Origin of the sequence: Novisyntrophococcus fermenticellae, from assembly GCF_018866245.1 — a bacterium.
Taxonomy (GTDB): Bacteria; Bacillota; Clostridia; order Lachnospirales; family Lachnospiraceae; genus Novisyntrophococcus; species Novisyntrophococcus fermenticellae.
Map to the genome: position 1 here is coordinate 59406 of NZ_CP076458.1, position 19114 is coordinate 78519.

A 19114-nucleotide genomic window follows, 5' to 3' on the forward strand; every position below is an offset into this window, starting at 1 on the left:
ATGACAAAGATAATAGGAGTGCGGTTTCGCAACGTGGGTAAAGTATATTACTTTAATCCCAAATCACTGAATATTAAAGTAGGCGATCATGTTATTGTTGAAACTACACGTGGCGTTGAATATGGATTTGTTGTTCTGGGTCCTAAGGAGATAGAGGATTCCAAGCTGGTGCAGCCTTTAAAAGAAGTGCTTCGGATTGCAACTCCCAAGGATAATGAAAAAGAGGAGAATAACAGAAAGAAAGAAAAGGATGCATTTCAGATTTGCCAGAAGAAGATACAGGCGCACAATCTGGATATGAAGCTGATTGATGCAGAGTATACCTTTGATAATAATAAAGTATTGTTTTATTTTACAGCAGATGGGAGGATTGATTTTCGCGAGTTGGTAAAGGATCTGGCAGCAGTATTTAAAACCAGGATCGAATTAAGACAGATCGGGGTTCGGGATGAGACCAAAATTTTAGGAGGAATTGGGATTTGCGGTCGTCCGCTGTGCTGCCATACTTTTTTATCTGAGTTTGCACCGGTATCTATTAAGATGGCGAAAGAACAAAATCTTTCTTTAAATCCAACAAAAATTTCAGGTGTCTGCGGACGTCTGATGTGCTGTCTTAAGAATGAGCAGGAAACCTACGAACATCTGAACCGGAAATTACCGGCTACAGGAGAAGCAGTTATTACTCCGGAAGGTCTGAAAGGAGAAGTAAACAGTACAAGTGTACTTCGCCAGACGGTAAAGGTATTAGTTGAAGTGGAAGATGAGAAAGAAATCCGTGAATATAAAGTAGAAGAATTAAAGTTTAAACCTAAGAATAAAAAGGCGAAAGAAAAGGGCAAGAACAAAGAGATATTATCGGAAGAACTAAAGGAACTTGAGAAGCTGGAAGACTAGTATTTATAATCGGCTATACTAGTATAGACGAAAGTATTTATGATTGGCTATACTGGACATATGATACGCTGCAAATCTGATGACCGGGTTTGCAGCGTGAATTATTTGTACTTTATTTGGAAAGGGCTTTTATTATGAACTTATTAGAAGGGGAGCGGCTGGATAATCTACAGAATGGCTATTGGATGATCCAGGATAATAAGGATTTCTGTTATGGCATTGATGCAGTGCTTCTTTCGGCTTTTACTAAGGTAAAAAGAGGAGAGAATGTTTTGGATTTATGTACAGGGACAGGTATCATACCAGTGCTCCTGAAGGCAAAGACTTCCGGAAATCATTTTACCGGATTAGAAATACAGGAAAAAAGTGTGGATATGGCCAGAAGGAGTGTAGAGTATAATCATTTAAATGCGTATATTACAATCCGGCAGGGGGATGTCAAAGATGCTTCCCAGATATTTGGCGCTGCTTCTTTTGATGTGGTGACATGTAATCCACCATATATGACTGCACATCATGGTTTATCAAATGCGTACCTGCCCAGGGCAATTGCCCGTCATGAGGTTTTCTGCACCTTGGAAGACGTAGTAAGGCAGGCGGCGGACGTGCTGAAATCAAGAGGCAGATTTTACATGGTACACAGGCCTTTTCGTCTGGCTGAGATTATGGGAGTTATGATGAAATATAAGGTGGAGCCTAAACGGATGCAGCTTGTCTATCCGTTTGCTGATAAGGAACCCAATATGGTTCTTATTGAGGGACTTAAAGGGGGAAATTCCAGAATTACAGTGGAAAAACCGCTGATTGTTTATGAACGTCCGGGAGTGTATACCGGGGATATCAAAAGAATGTATGGAGATGGAAGATGACGGGACAACTTTATTTGTGTGCAACGCCTATTGGAAATTTGGAAGACATCACATATCGGGTGATTCGAATTTTAGGAGAAGTGGACTTGATTGCTGCTGAAGATACCAGAAACAGCATAAAACTTCTAAATCATTTTAAAATTAAAACACCCATGACCAGCTATCATGAGTATAATAAAATCGAAAAGGGACTTTATCTGCTGAATCAGATGTTGGATGGGAAAGATATAGCACTGATTACAGATGCGGGGACACCTGGAATATCAGATCCCGGAGAGGAATTAGTGGCCATGTGCTGTGAAGCAGAAATACCGGTCATATCCCTTCCCGGAGCCGCTGCATGTATTACGGCAGTTACGGTATCAGGGCTGCCGACCAGAAGATTTGCCTTTGAAGCTTTTTTGCCTGTGAATAAAAAAGAACGGGCGGCGGTCCTTAATGAATTGAAAAATGAAACGCGTACAATTATTTTATACGAAGCGCCTCACAGATTAGTCAGAACGCTGGAGGAATTGATTCAAAGCATAGATAATACACGCAGAGTGAGCATATGCAGGGAACTGACAAAGAAACATGAGACTGTGTTCAGAACAACCTTAGCTGAGGCACTACGTTATTACCAGTCCAATGCACCAAGGGGTGAATGTGTAATTGTAATTGAAGGAAAAGGCAGGCAGCAAATTCGTGAAGAAGAGATGAAACGATGGGAAGAGATGGAGATAGAAGATCATATGGTGCATTATGAAGAGCAGGGAATTTCACATAAAGAGGCTATGAAGCTGGTGGCTAAAGACAGAGGCGTTTCTAAGCGTGAGATATATCAATATCTGCTGAAAAACAACTAGAATTCCGTTACGTGTTTTCGGCACCAGAGGGGGATATGGTTTCTCTGGCATTTGTAGTTTTTACGTTCTTTAATTCCGATTGTTTCAAAAAAGCCTTTCCAGAGATCTATATAGGGGTCTGAATGGTCTTCCAGAAGTTTTAAGCGGTCAAATTCTTCATTTGAAAGCGAGGTAAGATAAAACTCAGAATTTGTGGGATGGACAACAGCTGTTTTTCGGTTGTCATCTATAATCATCCAGTTTTCTGAGGGCATGCGGTCCTCAAATTGTGGTGCCAGAAAAGTGAGGATATCAGAACGAGGTTCAATATGGGACACAAGCACGTTATCCTGCATAAGGGTGAAACGCAGAAATTCCTGAAATTGATGCGCTTCATTGAGAACGCTTCTGTTCACTTCAAAGATTGCTGAAACAGCCGGAATCTGCAACATATTTACGACTTTGCTTCCGTAAGTAAAGCCAAAAAGCAGAAAACGGTAAATCACGTCCAACTTATCCGGAACTTGAGACATAGCACAGCGAAAGACCATCTGATAGGCTTCAAATGATATTTTATTTTGTATGGAGTTAATGACACTGGCGGTTTTCTTCTTGTCTGCATCGACGTGGAGATAGTCGCAGAATAATTCCAGATTTCCGACTGGTTCCGTGAGCAGCCGGATATTTTTATGCCCGAGTTTAGAGTCCCAGGCATCATAAATACAGGTCATCATATCCTCAAATTGATTAAAACATGTAAAAATCGTCATATACGATACCCTCCTGGGAGTTAAAGCTGACCGGAAACTGTTTGCTGCACATCCGTCGTATTGGGCTGTATCTGAAACATCTGATCATCGAACAGAGATAGCTGCCTGTAAGAGTCGGGATGATCAATTTCCCAGGATTTCTGGTAATCTTCACCGATTAACTGGCGTGTGATGAAGTCTTCATTAATTCTTATATGATACATCATCCTGCCCTGACAGGTAATAAAGTATTTTGCCCGTTTTAAGACAACGCCTATTTTTTTTAAAGAATCAAAGGTAAGAACTCCGGTGCGCCGGCTCTTAACAATCCGCATTGCTGATTTGGTACCTATCCCGGGGACTTTCAGAAGGGTAGCGTAGTCAGCCCGGTTAATTTCTACCGGGAACTGTTCCAGATGACGCAGTGCCCAGTCACACTTGGGATCCAGGAGGACATTAAAATTCGGGCGGTCAATGCTGAGCAGCTCTTCGGCGTGAAATCCATAATAACGCAGTAGCCAGTCGGCCTGGTACAAGCGGTGTTCCCGCAAAAGAGGAGGAGCAGTGTCCATCGAAGGAAGGTCCAAATCTTCATTCAATGGAATATAAGCGGAATAAAAGACTCTTTTCAAGTCGTATTGCTGATATAGCTGCTGAGAAGTGGTCAGAAGCTGATAATCATTCTCTTCTGTGGCGCCGATAATCATCTGTGTACTCTGTCCGGCCGGAACAAAAGGGGCCGGTTTCTCTGATGAGGGGGAGTGGAAAGTACTTACCTGGGGATACTGATGATTTTCCTTGATATATTTTGGGGAGCTATCAAAGATGTTGCCGGAGAGATAGCGGTTTCCGCCGCTGCGTTCCATACGTGAATCTTTTCCTATGGAGAGACGATAATCGGCAATCCGATGCTGTATCTGCCCCATAGGCTTTAATATGGCTGTCTGTGTTTTATGAGGTGCCAGTTTTTTCAATCCTTCCGCAGTGGGGAGTTCCAGATTGATACTCATGCGGTCAACCAGATAACCCATCTGTTCCAAAAGCTCTTCGGGAGCATTCGGAATTGCTTTTACATGGATATAACCATTAAAATGGTATTGGTAACGCAAAAGATAAATCGTGCGGTACATTAATTCCATGGTATAGGAGGGGTTTTTACACACACCGGAGCTCAGGAACAGACCTTCGATGTAATTTCGCCGATAGAACTCTATTACCAGCTGGCAGACTTCCTCCGGCTTGAAGGTAGCCCGCACGCGATCATTACTGGAGCGGTTCAGACAGTATTTACAGTCATAAACACACGCATTGCTTTGCAGGATCTTTAAAAGTGAGATACATCTTCCGTCTGAAGCAAAGCTATGGCAGATTCCTGCGGCACAGGAATTTCCCAGGCTTCCCTTTTGTCCCCTGCGGTCTACTCCGCTGGAGGTACACGCCACATCATACTTTGCGGCGTCTGCAAGAATATTCAGTTTTTCCTGCAAAGATAATTCATCTGATAAAATTTTCATATGCGAAACCTCGAATATATGTTCTGCACATATGGTAACACATAAAAGAAAAAAATGCAATAAAAATCGAACAAAAGTTCGAAAATAATTTGCGGCTCACTCCAGTGCCTCTTCCAAAGTATGCCAGGCCAGCACCGCACATTTTACCCTGGCCGGCATATGGGAAATACCTTGCAAAGCGGTGGCTTCCTGCAGCTCGTCAATCTGTGCTTCATCCTTAATTTCGCCTTTAATCATGGCAAAAAAGAGATTCATAAGTTTTTTTGCCTCTTCCACTGTCTTTCCTTTAATTAAATCTATCATAATGGAAGCGGAAGCCTGGGAAATGGCACATCCATCTCCCACAAATCCGGCATCTTCTATGACTCTGTCAACAACCCGAAGTTCCAGAACAATATCGTCTCCGCAGCTGGGATTTACACCTTCCAGACTGACGGTATGATTATCTACTTTGTGCCGGTTCCACTGGGCGCGGCTGTTTTCTACAATAATCTGATTATATAGCTGTTTAAGTTCCAAGTCCCATCCACCTCCTTACATTTTTAATTCCGGAAACCAGGGCATCTATATCTTCTCTCGAATTATAAATGGCAAAGCTGGCGCGGCAGCATGCTGTAATTTTTAAAAATTCCATCAAAGGCTGCGCACAGTGATGGCCTGCACGGACGGCGACTCCTTCGGCATCCAGAATAGAAGCCGTGTCATGCGGGTGAACGTCATTTACATTGAAGGAAATGACTCCGTGGCGGGATTTTGCAACAGGTTCACCATAAATAGTTACGTAAGGAATTTCATTTAGATTTTTGACTGCATATTCCATCAAATCTTTTTCATGATTCATGATACTGTTATAACCAATGGAGGAAATATAGTTGATGGCCGCTTCCAGACCGACTTCACCGCCTACATTTCTGGTTCCTGCTTCAAATTTGCGTGGAACTTCACCAAAGGTGACACTTTGCTCGTGGACACTTTGAATCATATCACCCCCACTTAAGAACGGAGGCATTTTCTCCAGTAATTCTTTTTTTCCATATAAAACGCCGATTCCCATAGGACCATAGAGCTTGTGGCCGGAAAATGCAGCAAAGTCAACGTCCAGTGCTTTGACATCAACAGGCATGTGAGGAATGCTTTGGGCACAGTCTAAAACTACCACGGCGCCTGCTTTCCTGGCTTGCCGTACAATTTCTGTAATGGGCGCTTCAAGTCCCAGCACATTAGAAACATGGGCAATCGCTATCAGACGAGTTTTAGGTCCGATTTTTTGCGTAATCTCTTCCTTTGTCAGATGACCTGATTTATCAGGATAAAGGTAGCGCAGAACGGCACCTTTTGCTCTTGCAACTCTTTGCCAGGGGACCAGGTTGCTGTGATGTTCAGCCACGGACAGGGCAATTTCATCGCCTTCTTTTATAAATTCCATTCCATAGCTATAAGCAAGCAGATTAAGAGACTCTGTTGTATTCTGTGTAAAAACGACCTCTTCCGGTTTGGCATGGACAAACTCTGCCACAGAAGCTCTGGCACGTTCATGTACTTCTGTAGCTCTGGCCGCCAGCTCGTAAACGCCGCGGTAGGGGTTGGCATTGTCTTTCTCGTAATAGGAAGAGATGGCATTAAGAACCTGGCGGGGACGCTGCGTTGTTGCTGCATTATCCAGATAAATCAGCCTTTTTCCGTTTTCAGGTACGGTAAGGACAGGAAAATCATGAAGCATTTGATTTTGGGTCATTTTCCTTAAGCCTCCTTTCAATCTGCAGAGCCAGCTCTTCTCTTAAAGATTCATCAGGAATCTGATCCAGAACTGGCGAGAATCTGCCTTCGACCAAAAGCATTCTTGCCTCAGCGGGGGTTAATCCCCGGGAGCATAGATAATAAATCTGGGTCTCATCCAAACGTCCAATGGTTGCAGCATGTTGCCCCTCCACCTGTTCTTCACCACAGAGGATAAGTGGAACCGTACGGTTCCTTACACTCTTTCCAAGCATCAGAACCTCTTCGGTTTCATGGCCTGCCGCATAGACAGCACCTCTTTTGAAATCGATGGTCCCGCGCAGAACCTTACTGCTTTTCCCGGCGAGAACACCTGCGGTATACATGTCACATCGCGTTGACTTTCCATAGTGATCCGCTATATCGTTGAAATCGAAAATCTGAGTCTGATCCCCGAAATAGATGGTATCTAGCTGATAGCTGCTTTCTTTTCCGTCCAGGCTGGCCCTTGAACCTAAAGCTGCACAAGACCCGCCCAAGACAGCGCGTACAACCTCTACCCGGGCTCCATCCTCTGCATAGATGGCAACGCCGTTCCAGCTTCTGGAGGTTCTGTTTAAATTCTGAATCTGAATCAGTTTAACCCGGGCACCTTTTTTGGCGTAAATCCTGGTAAGCTCTGCCGTAGATCCGGAAACCTGCTCATCAGATGCGATTTCCTGCATAAATGTGACACGGCTTCCATCCTCTGCGTAGATTCCATAGCTTCCGATAACCGTATCAGAAGCTGAAGAAACAGAGACTTTCATCCTTACGGTCTGATGCACGCTTTCCTTTACTTTCAGAAAGCAGGAAACATTTGCATGCTGTATTACATAGTTGTCATAGACTTTCCCTATGCCACTTTCTATATGCACAGTTTCTCCCGGAAAGTTCTTCATTCTCTCAATTCCGGAAGGTAAAGGGGAAAGTGATAAGTTTTCTTCCGGGAATTCTTTTTTCTGTGTATCCACAAGAGAGAATTCTTTCCCTGCCCAATTGACACCCAGATGGTTCCAGGTGGGTACAGGCAGGACATTGATTCTGTCTGTCATAGCTCATACCTCCTCTCAGCCTATGCTGCCTTTCATCTCCAGGTGAATCAGATTGTTCATCTCGACTGCGTATTCCAGCGGAAGCTCTTTTGCAATCGGCTCCGCAAACCCGCCTACGATGAAGGCGCGGGCATCATCCTCAGAAAGGCCGCGACTCATCAGATAGAATACAGCCTGCTCGCTGATTCGCCCGATTTTTGCCTCATGGCCCACATCTGCTTCGTCACACTGGATATCCATAACAGGTATGGTATCTGATCTGGACCGGTCATCCAACATCAGGGATTCACAGGCGACTGCGGACTTACTGCCGGATGCCTCCGGGGCAACTTTAACCAGGCTTCGGAAGGTAGATACCCCGCCATCTCTCGAAATGGATTTGGTAGATATGTGAGAAGTGGTGTTGGGTGCCCCATGGACTACTTTGGCACCTGTATCCAGGTTTTGGCCTCCGCCGGCAAAGGTAATTCCGGTAAATTCCATACGGCTTCCTTCACCCTTTAATATACTCATGGGATAGAGATAGGAAATATGGGAGCCAAAGGAGCCGGACACCCATTCGATGGTACCGCCCTTTTCTACACGCGCACGTTTTGTATTTAAGTTATACATATTCTTAGACCAGTTTTCAATCGTGGAATAACGAAGCCTTGCATTCTCGCCCACATAAAGTTCAACACAGCCCGCATGGAGATTGTTTACACTGTACTTTGGTGCAGAGCAGCCTTCTATAAAATGAAGGTATGCGCCTTTGTCCACAATAATGAGGGTGTGTTCAAACTGGCCGGCCCCCGGAGCATTCAATCTGAAATAGGATTGAAGGGGAATCTCCACAGATACACCGGGTGGTACGTATACAAAAGAACCGCCGGACCATACGGCTCCGTGAAGTGCGGCAAATTTATGATCCGAGGGAGGAACCAGCTTCATAAAATGCTTTCTGACCATATCTTCATAAGGACCGGTCAGAGCACTTTCCATATCCGTATAAATAACGCCCTGGGCAGCAGCAGCAGCGGAAATATTATGATAAACAACCTCAGAATCGTATTGGGCACCTACACCTGCCAGTGACTTTCGCTCCGCTTCCGGGATACCAAGCCTTTCAAAAGTATTTTTAATATCCTCCGGAACCTCGGACCATTTCCCACGCATGGTGGTATCCGGACGGACATAGGTGACGATATCCTCCAGATGCAGATCGTCCAGAGAAGGTCCCCAGTTGGGCACCGGAATACTGTTGTACAACTGTAGCGATTTCATCCGGAAAACACGCATCCAGGCAGGGTCATGCTTTTCATCAGAAATTTTTCTGACAATCGATTCCGTAAGACCTGACTGTACCTCAAAGGAAGGGTGTACTTCATCCCTGATATCGTAGATGCTTCGATCCACTTCATCCACCCTTGTTTTTTCTTCGTCAAAGGCTCTCATGTCCGGCTACCTCCTTTTCTATATTGCTAAATCCCTGCTCAATAATCTCAGTGGCTAAGTCCGGTCCTCCTGTCTTTGCAATCTTTCCGTCTTCCAGGATATGAACATAATCAATGTCCATTCCTTCCAGAATTTTGGCACTGTGTGTGATAATCAGAACCGCATTCTTATGATTATGATAGGCATTAATGCCCTTTGATACAGTTTTTACGGCATCCACATCCAAACCGGAATCCGTCTCATCAAGGAGAGCGAGTTTCGGCTGAAGCATCAAAAGCTGGAGAATTTCCGCTTTCTTTTTCTCACCTCCGGAAAAGCCCACATTCAGATAACGGTCTGCATATGTGGGGTTTATGTCAAGCGCTTCCATCTGTGCCTTTAATTCTTTCTGGAAAGCCATGATTCTGGGAGGCCGCCCCTCAACGGCACCTTTGGCGGTGCGCAAAAAGTTCTCAAGGGTTACGCCGGGTATTTCCTCAGGAGCCTGGAAGGACAGGAAAATACCTGCTCTTGCTCTTACATCGGTTTTTTCGCCGGTAATATCCTTTCCTTCTAAAAGAATCTTACCCTTTACAATTTCATACCTTGGATCTCCCATGACCGCAGACACCAGTGTTGATTTACCAGTTCCGTTTGGTCCCATCAAAACATGGATTTCTCCTTTATTTATCCTCAGACTGACACCGTCAAGAATCAGGTTGCCGTCTACTGAAACACTTAAATCCTGAATTTCAAGCAATGTGTTGCTCATCGTATATGCCTCCTTTCTGGTGCGCCGGCATGGTCATATTCGCTGCTACCAGGCCGGACAACAGACAGTTGAAATTTTATTAGTTATGACTAACATATCTATATTAAATACTATACCTTTTATAAACGGATTGCAAGCCCTGAAAAGATAATATTTTATACAATGTTTAAGTTTTATGAAGCATTTGGTATTTTTTAGGGCTTATTCCGGTTTTTTCTTTAAAGGAGCGGCTGAAATGAGATAAATTATTATATCCCGCCAGACTGCATACATCATCGATTCCAGTTCCGCATAGCAATAATTCCTTGGCCTTCATAATGCGGCAATGAATCAGGTACTGATTCGGACTCATGCCGGTTACTTCTCTGAATGAAGTACATAGATACGATTTATTAATAAAAAAAATATCTGATAGGAGGTTCAGCGTGATTTCCTTATCATAATTCATATGTATATAATTAATAACCTGATAAATCGTATGATAATCAGAGGTATTCTTAAATGAAATCGTATGATAATTCCGATATTGCTGGTTTACCTTAAGTAAAAATTCACCCAAAAGAAATTTAGGATACAGATCAAAGCCAAACATTGTATCAGGCATATCTGCGGATTGAATGATTCTTTCAAGAATCGCCCTGCATTGAGAAGCTTCATCTTCTGAAAGCGGTAAAATACAAGGGTTCTTAAAGGGACGAAAATAAAAGCATTCTAGCAGGTCTGTTTGTACGGAAGAAAAGAAATCTATAAACTCCGGTTTAAAGACAACCACATATCTTTCATTAGGAGTGCCAGGGTGAGTCAAATGATTATAATGAAGATCCATGTGATTAAAGATCAGGAGCGTGTTCGCAGAAAGGGTGTGGGAGGTATCGCCGATATTGCAGTCCATTCCATCAGAACACAGAAGAATCAGTTCAAGATCATCATGTATATGGTAGGTACCCTGTACACTGGTAGTAGTGATTTTATGCTGTACAGAAAAGCTTTCTGAAAACATTTCCTTATACTGTTTATAATTATCCGGCATTATAAGGACCTCCTTAAAAATTCTTCTGGAATATTTCTATAACAACATTATAAGACATGGAGAGAGGAAGTAGCAACAGGGTGTTAAGAATTATCAAAAAAACAGATGTTTATGCAAAAAAACATTCTGTTTATCTGCTAAAATAGATGTACGAAATAATGTAAGGGTCAAAAGGTCTTTTGATCCTATGATGTTGCGGAAACGAGGAGGTTTCATATGGAGATTGGAAGACTTGATGAATATCTGTATGATTTGGAAAACAGGATTCAGGAAGAGACTGAGGAGAAGCTTACAGATGCGTGGATTGATTTTGTTAATCACAAAAAGAAAAGCGGGTATTTTGCACCTGAGAGAATAAAGGTCAGTGAGCCTGGTATTAAATGGCCGGAAATCATGATTAACGACGCCATTGAGGACTATACACGGATGGCCATATCCGAGCTTGCGAAGTGCTCTTCCATGTTGGAAAGAGGGGGAGGGGAGCTCTTAAGTATCCGTGCAAATTACGGAACCGGCATTATCCCCACGATGTTCGGCGCTCCGTTCTTTATTATGCCTTATGAAAATAATACACTGCCATGTACGAGAAACCTGGTAAAGGGAGAAGGGGTTATTGAAAAGCTTCTGGAGGATGGAGTCCCGGATTTAAGGGCGGGGATTTCCAGGAGGGTATTCGAATTTGCAGAGTTTTACAAAGAGGCAATACGGAATTATCCGAAAATACAGAAGTATGTACACGTCTATGTTCCGGATTTACAAGGACCTCTTTCACTTACGGAGAACCTTATGGGATCTGATATGTATATTGACTTATATGAGGAGCCGGAACAGATAGAAGCTGTGCTGCAGTTAACCACGGATACCATAATTGCAATGCATAAGGAGTGGTTTTCTTATTTTCCTGCTTTTTCAAAAGATATGTGTGTGGATTGGGGAATGCTTCATAGGGGCAGCGTCATGATACGCAATGATGCAGCAATGAATATATCAGGAGACTGCTATGAAGAATTTGTTCAGCGCTATGATCAGCAGATTCTGGATGCATTCGAAGGCGGAGCAATTCATTTCTGCGGGAAGGGAGACCATTACATAGACAGGATTGCAGATATGAGACGGATGTATGCAATTAATATGTCCCAACCTGAATGGAATAAGATGGATATCATCTATCGCCATACAATAGAAAAAGATATACAGATTATAGGTTTAAACCCAAAGGAAACCACAAGAGCCAGTAGCGCGGGAATTGATTTAAAAGGTAATGTATACAGCGGCGTTGCACTCTCGGCATGGCAGAAAGAATAATTGTCTGTATGCGATTCACTGCATGAAAAAGGAACTGCATCTGCGGTTCCTTTTTCATATATGTATTTTAAACATATTTGGGATGAAAATTGAATTGTTATTGATGCGTGCACTATATATACTGTCAATTAGAAGGATTCGTTATTCAGGAAGGAGAAGAGAAAATATGAAGAAGAAATTGGCAGTTATCATGGTTCTGGCGCTTACTGCAGGAACCCTTGGCGGGTGCGGAGGAGGTTCCGCAGAATCAGGAAGCAGTGCGAAGGAAAAGTCCACAGCGGAGGAATCCCAGTCCTCTTCGGGGGACAGTGGGGATGAAGATAAAACAACGCTGGTTTTATGGACAAGAGACCGTGCGGATGCAAGCTTTATCCAGCCCTACATAGACAAATATAATGAAACAAACGAAGATGGAATCTATGTTGATTATCAGATGTATACGGATAATTTCGAGCAGGCCCTTGATATGGCATATGCTACCGACAGTGGTCCGGATCTGGTGGGTGTATCCGGGATGACAGATATTTTTACAAAGTATGTAAATCAGGGACAATATGTGGACATTGACCAGTATATGACAAATGCGGAGAAGGAACGCTACGCCAGCTTAAAGACGGAAGGCATCACGGCCATGGATGGAAAGATGTATTATGTTCCTGTTTTTGGCAGTACAGGAAGGCTTTTTTATAATGAAAGTATTTTTGAAAAATGCGGAATAAAGGAACCGCCTAAAACGATGAAGGAAATGACAGAGGATGCGAAAATCATAACCGATAAGCTGTCCGGAGAAGGCGTATATGGTTTTGCGATGAACTTAAAGAGCCCGTCCTCAGCGCTTATGCGTTCTGTGGATTTCATTGTGGAACGTTCGGGTGGCCCAAAACAGGGGTATGATTTTGCCACAGGAAAATATGATTTTTCCATGTATAAAGAGGTTATGGAAGAATTCAAAACCATATTTACGACTGGAATTGCATTTCCGGGATGCGAGTCTCTGGATATAGATCCACTCAGGACCCAGTTTGCAGCAGGTAAGATTGGGATGTATATTTCCTGGTCCCATGCAGATCCCGGCGTGTATGCAAACCAGTTCCCGACAGAAGAAAAATGGAACGTTGCACAGCTTCCTACGATAGATGGAACTGCTTTCTCCCAGTCCATTCAGCCGTATAAAGGATATATGATTACAAAAACCTGTAAAAATCCCGAAAAAGCCTGGATTGCATGCAGAGATTTATTTTATTCGGATGCGTTTGTAAAAGCATTCCATGAAGCAGGACTTGGATGTGTAGTGGTGGATGATTTAAAAGACCAGGTTTCAGTGCCTGAAATTTTAAAAGGAAAGGAAGAAGGCTTATTGGGTGCTGATGATAAATTCTGGCCGGCAACACCGCAGGAATTGAACAGTCAGGCGGTCGTGGTGGAAGGAAATGATCAGTATGCCACATTTGCAGCCATGATGCTTGGAGCAGAGGATATTGACAGTGGACTTCAAGGGTTAACACAACGGTACAATGCAGCACTTGAAAAGGGAATTTCAAATGGTACAGGAAAAGAGTTGATCATTGATAATTGGGATCCGGCAAATCCCGGCAAATGACGAAGGAATTTTGAGATATTATAAAAAGGGGATGGGAAAGATGAAGAGAAGAAAAGGAAAATACAGGAGGGGATGGAAAGAAAATATCCAGATTTACGGAATGCTAGCTCCGAATTTTATCCTGTTCTTATTATTGGCTGTATACCCGATTTTATGGGTATTCCGATTCATGTTTTATTCCTATGGAGGACTGGGAAGCGGGGAGCCTGTTTTCGTAGGACTTGATAATTTTAAAAGGCTTTTTACAAATGATCCCATATTCTGGAAGTCTGTAGTAAATACCTTTATCTATGCGGCGGGAAAGATTGGACTGGTTATTCCCATGGCTTTTTTCGCCGCGATGATGCTGAACAGAAAGAATCTAAGGGGGGCAGGATTCTTAAGAGCAACTTTGTTCCTGCCTACCATCATGAGCTCCGCTGTTATGGCTCTGATATTTTATCTGTTGTTTAATGTATATAATGGAGAGGTAAATAAATATCTGTCTCTTCTGGGAATTACAAAAACACCGGTTAACTGGCTTGGCGAAGAACATGCCATGCTTACAGTTATCATTATCGGAATCTGGGGTGGTCTTGGAAATTATATGATTTATTTTCTGGCAGGACTTCAGGGGATTCCAGAGGATGTTTATGAGAGTGCTGAGTTGGATGGTGTAAACTGGTGGCAGAGAACCTGGTATATAACGCTGCCTATGCTTGGTCCTGTATTGAAGATGATACTGATGATTTCCATCGTACTTGCATTTCAGGATATGAGTCATATTATGGTTTTGACAGAGGGCGGACCCGTAAATGCCACGATGGTCATGTTCTTATATGCTTACCAGTTCTTCTTCCCGATTGCTCCGGGCTCCATGGTGGTCACCCAGTTCGGATACGGTGCGGCTGTCAGTGTAGTAGCTGCAGGTATCGTAGGTATTGTCACCCTTCTCTATCTGGCGGCTGCGAGAAAACTGGATAAACTTTACGATTGATCATGTAAAAAGCAGGTGAGAAAATGAAAAAAATATCGTATAATATTGGAAAGATTCTAATTTGGATCGTAATTGCCGTACTGATTCTATTTTCTGTCTATCCAGTGGTGTATGCACTGCTTGGCTCGTTAAAAACGAATGCGGAATTGACATTGGGCTCCGGTATATTGCCCGAAGGCTTCCAGTGGGGAAATTATAAAAAGGCATTTATTGATTCCAATTTTTTGGAGTATGGAAAAAACAGTTTAATTATCAGCCTTGCAACTATGGCATTGGCTGTTGTTACGACCTCGTTATCCGGCTATATTCTGGCAAGGTTTGATTTTGCCGGAAAAAAACTGATGACAGCGGCGTATACCGCCATGATGTTTGTAACCATTGGCTCTGTTGCGCTGTACCCTATTACACAGTTGCTGGCGAAGGTTCACCTTCAGAAATCCATGCTTGCACTTGTACTTGTTTTGACAGGTGCACAGATAACAAATGTTTTTCTGGTTCAGGGCTTTGTAAGTGGGATTCCTGTGGAACTGGATGAAGCGGCGAAGATTGACGGATGCAGCATTTTCCGGATCTGGTGGCAGATCATCATACCTCTGATCCGCCCTATCTTAGGAGTCATTGCACTGTTTACTTTTCGGAATACATGGAATGATTATATAACAACTTTGGTTATGACAATGTCTAATAAGAGATTAACAACGCTTACGGTAGCGGTGGTACAATTGAAATACAGCGTCTTTGCAGCAGCGGAGTGGCATATTATGCTGGCAGGAGCTTCTCTCGCTATCATACCTGTGCTGATACTCTATGTATTTACAAACAAACAGTTTATTGCAGGACTCACCGCGGGATCAGTGAAGGGGTAGGGTATCAACTTGAAATATCTGAAAAAAATGTCAATCAGAAACAGAATTATATTCTTAAGCATAGCTCTGGCTGTGTCAGTTTCGGGGATATATTCTGTCTCTTATTACAGGAGTATGGCGCATGATCTGGATGAAAGACTTATGAACCAGGCAGAAGCCATCTCCTTTCAGGTAAGTTCTTATATGGAAGAGAGGCTGGAAACGCTTATTACCAGTGTGTATACCATGGTGAGCAGTCCTATGTATACGACAACGCTCCAAAACTACCTTCTGGGAGAAACGGATTATCAGTATGCATTGACATTGACACGCATCAACGAGCTGATTGCAGAAAGCAAGATGCGGGAGCCATTCATTCATTCTATATACATACACACGCCAAAAGGGGATTTTTATGATCTCTCTTATTTCCAAAAAACAGATTTTGAATTTACAGAATCAAGGCTGTATCAGGAATATCAGACAGATGGGGGACCCAAATTATACAGAGGTGCAAAGGGCGGAAGTGAAATATATGCTGTAAATGATGAAGTGATTCCCCTTGTGCTCACCATAAACATTTCCGGATATAGCGGAGCCATCTATGTGGTAATCTATATCGACAGTAAAGAGATGAACCAATACCTCTCCAGGAGTACCTCCGGTAATGAGAACATCATGGTGCAAAATAAACATAAACAACTGATCGCAGCCAATAATGAGGATCAATTGGCACAGTATAATGAATTGCTAGAAGAGGTTCCGGAAGAGGCTCATTGGGTCAGAAATGATAAGGAATGCATTCTGTCTTCTGACCAGATCGGAAAAAGTGTATGGAAGGTTGTAGTTTTGGAAGATAAGGCATCCAATCGCGGCACACTTCAAAGAGGCCTGGAGCTGATTGTCTTTCTTATTTTGATTTCAGCAGCGATAGCAAGTTTAAGCTCTGTATTTTTTTCAAATAAGATTCTGGGACCGCTGTCAGATCTTCAGGACAAGATGCTCGAAGTCACAAAAGGAGATTTCAGCAAAAGATATGAATATCCCTATAAAAATGAGGTTGGTAAACTGGCAGACGGTTTTAATTATATGGTAGAGAAGTTAGGAGAATATGTGCTGCGGCTGAATATTACTGTAGAAAAGTTAAAGAAAGAACGGGACTATGTAAAACAGGAGCAGGTGTTAAAAAGAAAAGCAGAATTGAATATGCTGCAGGCACAAATTAACCCACATTTTCTCCACAATACATTAAACTCAATAATATGGCTGGCAGCAGAAGAGGATACGGAAGCCATTAGTACCCTGGCATCGGAGCTGGCTCATTTCTATGAATACAGAATAAGGGGATATGATAACACAGTTCATATTTCCGATGAAATTGATCAGGTAAAAAGCTACCTGGTCATTCAGCGTATGCGCTATGGAAATTCCATCGAATATTTTTTTGAAATTGAGGAGGAACTATTAGAATATCCCATCTTAAAACTGGTACTTCAACCGTTGGTGGAAAATGCAATCTTCCATGGAGTTCAGTGCAAAGAGAACCCGGAAAAAGAAATACGGATAAAGGTGGTAAGGAAAGGTGATTTTGATGCCGTACTGGAGGTTGAGGATAATGGAGTGGGCATAGCAAAGGAAAAACTGGAGCAGCTAAACTATCAGCTGTCTATAGGCTATAAAATTCCTGAAGAGGGTTATGGTATATTTAATGTAAATGAAAGAATCAAGTTATATTTCGGAATGGAATACGGACTATCCCTGGCAAGTGAAAAAGGAGAAGGAACGAGAGCATTTCTCTGTATCCCGTTATTGGATAAAGAAGTAATAAAAAGGAGTTGATTTTCATATGAAAGCTTATCGTATGCTGATTACTGACGACGATGAAATTGTATGCGGTGCAATTCGCAACTACCTTCTCAAAACCTTTCCATGCCTGAAAGACGTGTGGACGGCTAAGGATGGAGAGGAGGCTTTTCAAATCTGCCGGGAACAAAAGCCGGATATTGTATTTACAGATATTGCGATGCCAAAATGTGGCGGATTAGAGTTCGTAAAACGTATACATGAGATTGATTTCAACCCTAAGGTTGTGATTATCAGTGCGCATGAAAATTTCTCCTTTGCTCAGGACGCTGTACGGCTGGGGGTCGAAGATTATTTGATTAAGCCTATTTTGCCGGGAAAGATAAAAGAAATAACACAAAAAATCCTGGATAAATTAAATAATTATGAAAGACTGCAGCAAAACATAAATGATATGGTAAGCCGTTATCAGGAGAATCTCCCTGTGTTACAAGAGCGATTTTTTCATGCCCTGCTGTATGAGAATATGAGTGAAAAAAGAATTATGGAACGTGCGGCTGCGGTAGAACTTGACTTTAAAGGAGCGTGTTATACGACCGCAGTTTTAAAAGTTGAACATTATGGAAAGAGAAGTCCGATAGAAACAGAGCAGTTTACGGATTTTTTGACAAAGATTGCAGATGCCGTTTTTCCGGGAAAGACAAAGGTATATAATGTCGTTATGGGCGGGGGAAATGCAGTCTTGTTTATTATGTCCAAAAATCCGGACAGGCGCAGTCTGTTTCGCATAGTAAATAACTCCCTTAATGGTATACTGGCGGGTGCCAGAAAACATTATGGAGTAAAACTTAACGGAGCGGTGGGAAGACAGTATAAAAGCCCGGCAAGGATTCGACAGTCCTATCAGGAGGCACTGTCCGCGCAAAATATAAATGAAGGAAAGAACTGGGATACTATATGTAATTACGAGGAGGTTTCGTCAGAAAAAGCAATTGCGTACAAGCCGGACGGGGATTTGGAACATAAGCTTCTTCAAGATGTGAAGTACAAGACCTTTCAGGAATGTAGTGATTTAATCAACCAGATGGGGGAACAAATGAGGAACGTCCCGTATCTGAAATACGAATACATAAAGACATACTTTTTAAAACTGGCAGTTCTTATGCACAGAGATTTTCAGAATGCCAATGATGGAACAGCCCTTCCGGAGACAGACTTTAATCAATTGCTGCAGACGCAAGAGATGGATGAATGCATGGAATGGTTCCGTCCGTTTGTAAGCCGGATTATATACGCCTATCAGGAGTTGAATGAAGAAAAAGGCAGTGTACTGGTGAATAAGGCAAAACATATTATCAATGATCATATATCGGATCCGGAATTTAATATAGATGATGTATCCGCAGATCTTTATATCAGCGCAAACTATCTGAGACAGATTTTCAAGCAGCAGTCGGAAGAAACATTTGGTGAGTACCTGATCAGAATCCGAATGGAGAAGGCAAAAGATATATTGAAAACTCCAGATATAAAAATACACGAGATTGCAGAAGCAACAGGGTTTAGCAATCAAAGATATTTTGCAGTTTGCTTTAAAAAGAGATTTAATCAGACACCTACAGAATATAGGGAAAAATGTATTGTTAATTTTGCTGAAAATTTTCATGAAAAGTGTTAGAATAATATGGAAGCATATTAAGACACAGGTTT

Annotated in this window: 17 protein-coding genes; 9 read left to right on the top strand and 8 right to left on the bottom strand. The window is 42.5% G+C overall.

What is annotated here, in order from left to right; all coding sequences use genetic code 11:
• The 3 genes from KNL20_RS00305 to rsmI all read left to right on the top strand — a co-directional run bounded on the left by KNL20_RS00305 (position 1) and on the right by rsmI (position 2608).
• The gene (locus KNL20_RS00305) at positions 1-894 is read left to right on the top strand and encodes a PSP1 domain-containing protein (RefSeq protein WP_230398708.1); all 894 of its coding nucleotides are present in this window, start codon (positions 1-3) and stop codon (positions 892-894) included.
• A gap of 134 nt (positions 895-1028) precedes the next feature.
• Entirely contained in the window at positions 1029-1763 is a 735-nt protein-coding gene (locus KNL20_RS00310; RefSeq protein WP_230398709.1) for a tRNA1(Val) (adenine(37)-N6)-methyltransferase, read from the top strand.
• On the top strand, positions 1760-2608 hold the full coding sequence (gene rsmI, locus KNL20_RS00315) for a 16S rRNA (cytidine(1402)-2'-O)-methyltransferase (protein ID WP_230398710.1): 849 nt from the start codon (positions 1760-1762) through the stop codon (positions 2606-2608). The genes KNL20_RS00310 and rsmI overlap by 4 nt, the downstream gene beginning before the upstream one ends.
• Here the strand turns inward: rsmI and KNL20_RS00320 are convergent.
• The 8 genes from KNL20_RS00320 to KNL20_RS00355 all read right to left on the bottom strand — a co-directional run bounded on the left by KNL20_RS00320 (position 2605) and on the right by KNL20_RS00355 (position 10875).
• The gene (locus KNL20_RS00320; protein ID WP_230398711.1) at positions 2605-3357 is read right to left on the bottom strand and encodes a TIGR03915 family putative DNA repair protein; all 753 of its coding nucleotides are present in this window, start codon (positions 3355-3357) and stop codon (positions 2605-2607) included. The two genes, rsmI and KNL20_RS00320, sit on opposite strands and share 4 nt — an antisense overlap.
• Positions 3358-3377: 20 nt before the next feature.
• On the bottom strand, positions 3378-4850 hold the full coding sequence (locus tag KNL20_RS00325; RefSeq protein ID WP_230398712.1) for a putative DNA modification/repair radical SAM protein: 1473 nt from the start codon (positions 4848-4850) through the stop codon (positions 3378-3380).
• Between the two features lie 96 nt (positions 4851-4946).
• Complete coding sequence (sufU, locus tag KNL20_RS00330) at positions 4947-5369, bottom strand: Fe-S cluster assembly sulfur transfer protein SufU (protein WP_230398713.1); 423 nt, start codon at positions 5367-5369, stop codon at positions 4947-4949.
• Positions 5359-6585, bottom strand: coding sequence for a cysteine desulfurase (locus KNL20_RS00335; RefSeq protein ID WP_230398714.1), 1227 nt, complete (start codon positions 6583-6585; stop codon positions 5359-5361). The genes sufU and KNL20_RS00335 overlap by 11 nt, the downstream gene beginning before the upstream one ends.
• Positions 6560-7660: a SufB/SufD family protein gene (locus tag KNL20_RS00340; protein ID WP_230398715.1), complete on the bottom strand. Its 1101-nt coding sequence runs from the start codon at positions 7658-7660 to the stop codon at positions 6560-6562. Before KNL20_RS00340 ends, KNL20_RS00335 begins: the two co-directional genes overlap by 26 nt.
• Before the next feature lie 15 nt (positions 7661-7675).
• The gene (sufB, locus tag KNL20_RS00345) at positions 7676-9094 is read right to left on the bottom strand and encodes a Fe-S cluster assembly protein SufB (protein WP_230398716.1); all 1419 of its coding nucleotides are present in this window, start codon (positions 9092-9094) and stop codon (positions 7676-7678) included.
• Positions 9081-9845 carry a Fe-S cluster assembly ATPase SufC gene (gene sufC / locus KNL20_RS00350; RefSeq protein ID WP_230398717.1) on the bottom strand — a complete coding sequence of 255 codons (765 nt, stop codon included), beginning with the start codon at positions 9843-9845 and terminating at the stop codon, positions 9081-9083. The genes sufB and sufC overlap by 14 nt, the downstream gene beginning before the upstream one ends.
• Positions 9846-10011: 166 nt before the next feature.
• Positions 10012-10875, bottom strand: coding sequence for a helix-turn-helix transcriptional regulator (locus KNL20_RS00355; protein ID WP_230398718.1), 864 nt, complete (start codon positions 10873-10875; stop codon positions 10012-10014).
• Positions 10876-11091: 216 nt separating this feature from the next.
• On the opposite strand from KNL20_RS00355, the gene KNL20_RS00360 reads away from it, so the two are divergent.
• The 6 genes from KNL20_RS00360 (at position 11092) to KNL20_RS00385 (ending at position 19082) form a co-directional block, all read left to right on the top strand.
• On the top strand, positions 11092-12180 hold the full coding sequence (locus KNL20_RS00360) for a uroporphyrinogen decarboxylase/cobalamine-independent methonine synthase family protein (RefSeq protein ID WP_230398719.1): 1089 nt from the start codon (positions 11092-11094) through the stop codon (positions 12178-12180).
• Positions 12181-12346: 166 nt separating this feature from the next.
• Positions 12347-13780: an ABC transporter substrate-binding protein gene (locus tag KNL20_RS00365; RefSeq protein ID WP_230398720.1), complete on the top strand. Its 1434-nt coding sequence runs from the start codon at positions 12347-12349 to the stop codon at positions 13778-13780.
• 40 nt (positions 13781-13820) lie between these two features.
• A complete protein-coding gene (locus KNL20_RS00370; protein WP_230398721.1) occupies positions 13821-14756 on the top strand; it encodes a carbohydrate ABC transporter permease in 936 nt (311 codons plus the stop codon).
• A 23-nt stretch (positions 14757-14779) separates the two neighbouring features.
• Entirely contained in the window at positions 14780-15622 is an 843-nt protein-coding gene (locus KNL20_RS00375; RefSeq protein WP_230398722.1) for a carbohydrate ABC transporter permease, read from the top strand.
• A 9-nt stretch (positions 15623-15631) separates the two neighbouring features.
• The gene (locus KNL20_RS00380; RefSeq protein WP_230398723.1) at positions 15632-17440 is read left to right on the top strand and encodes a sensor histidine kinase; all 1809 of its coding nucleotides are present in this window, start codon (positions 15632-15634) and stop codon (positions 17438-17440) included.
• Between the two features lie 7 nt (positions 17441-17447).
• Positions 17448-19082, top strand: a complete 1635-nt coding sequence (locus tag KNL20_RS00385; RefSeq protein ID WP_230398724.1) for a response regulator — start codon at positions 17448-17450, stop codon at positions 19080-19082.
• The last annotated feature ends 32 nt before the right edge of the window (positions 19083-19114 follow it).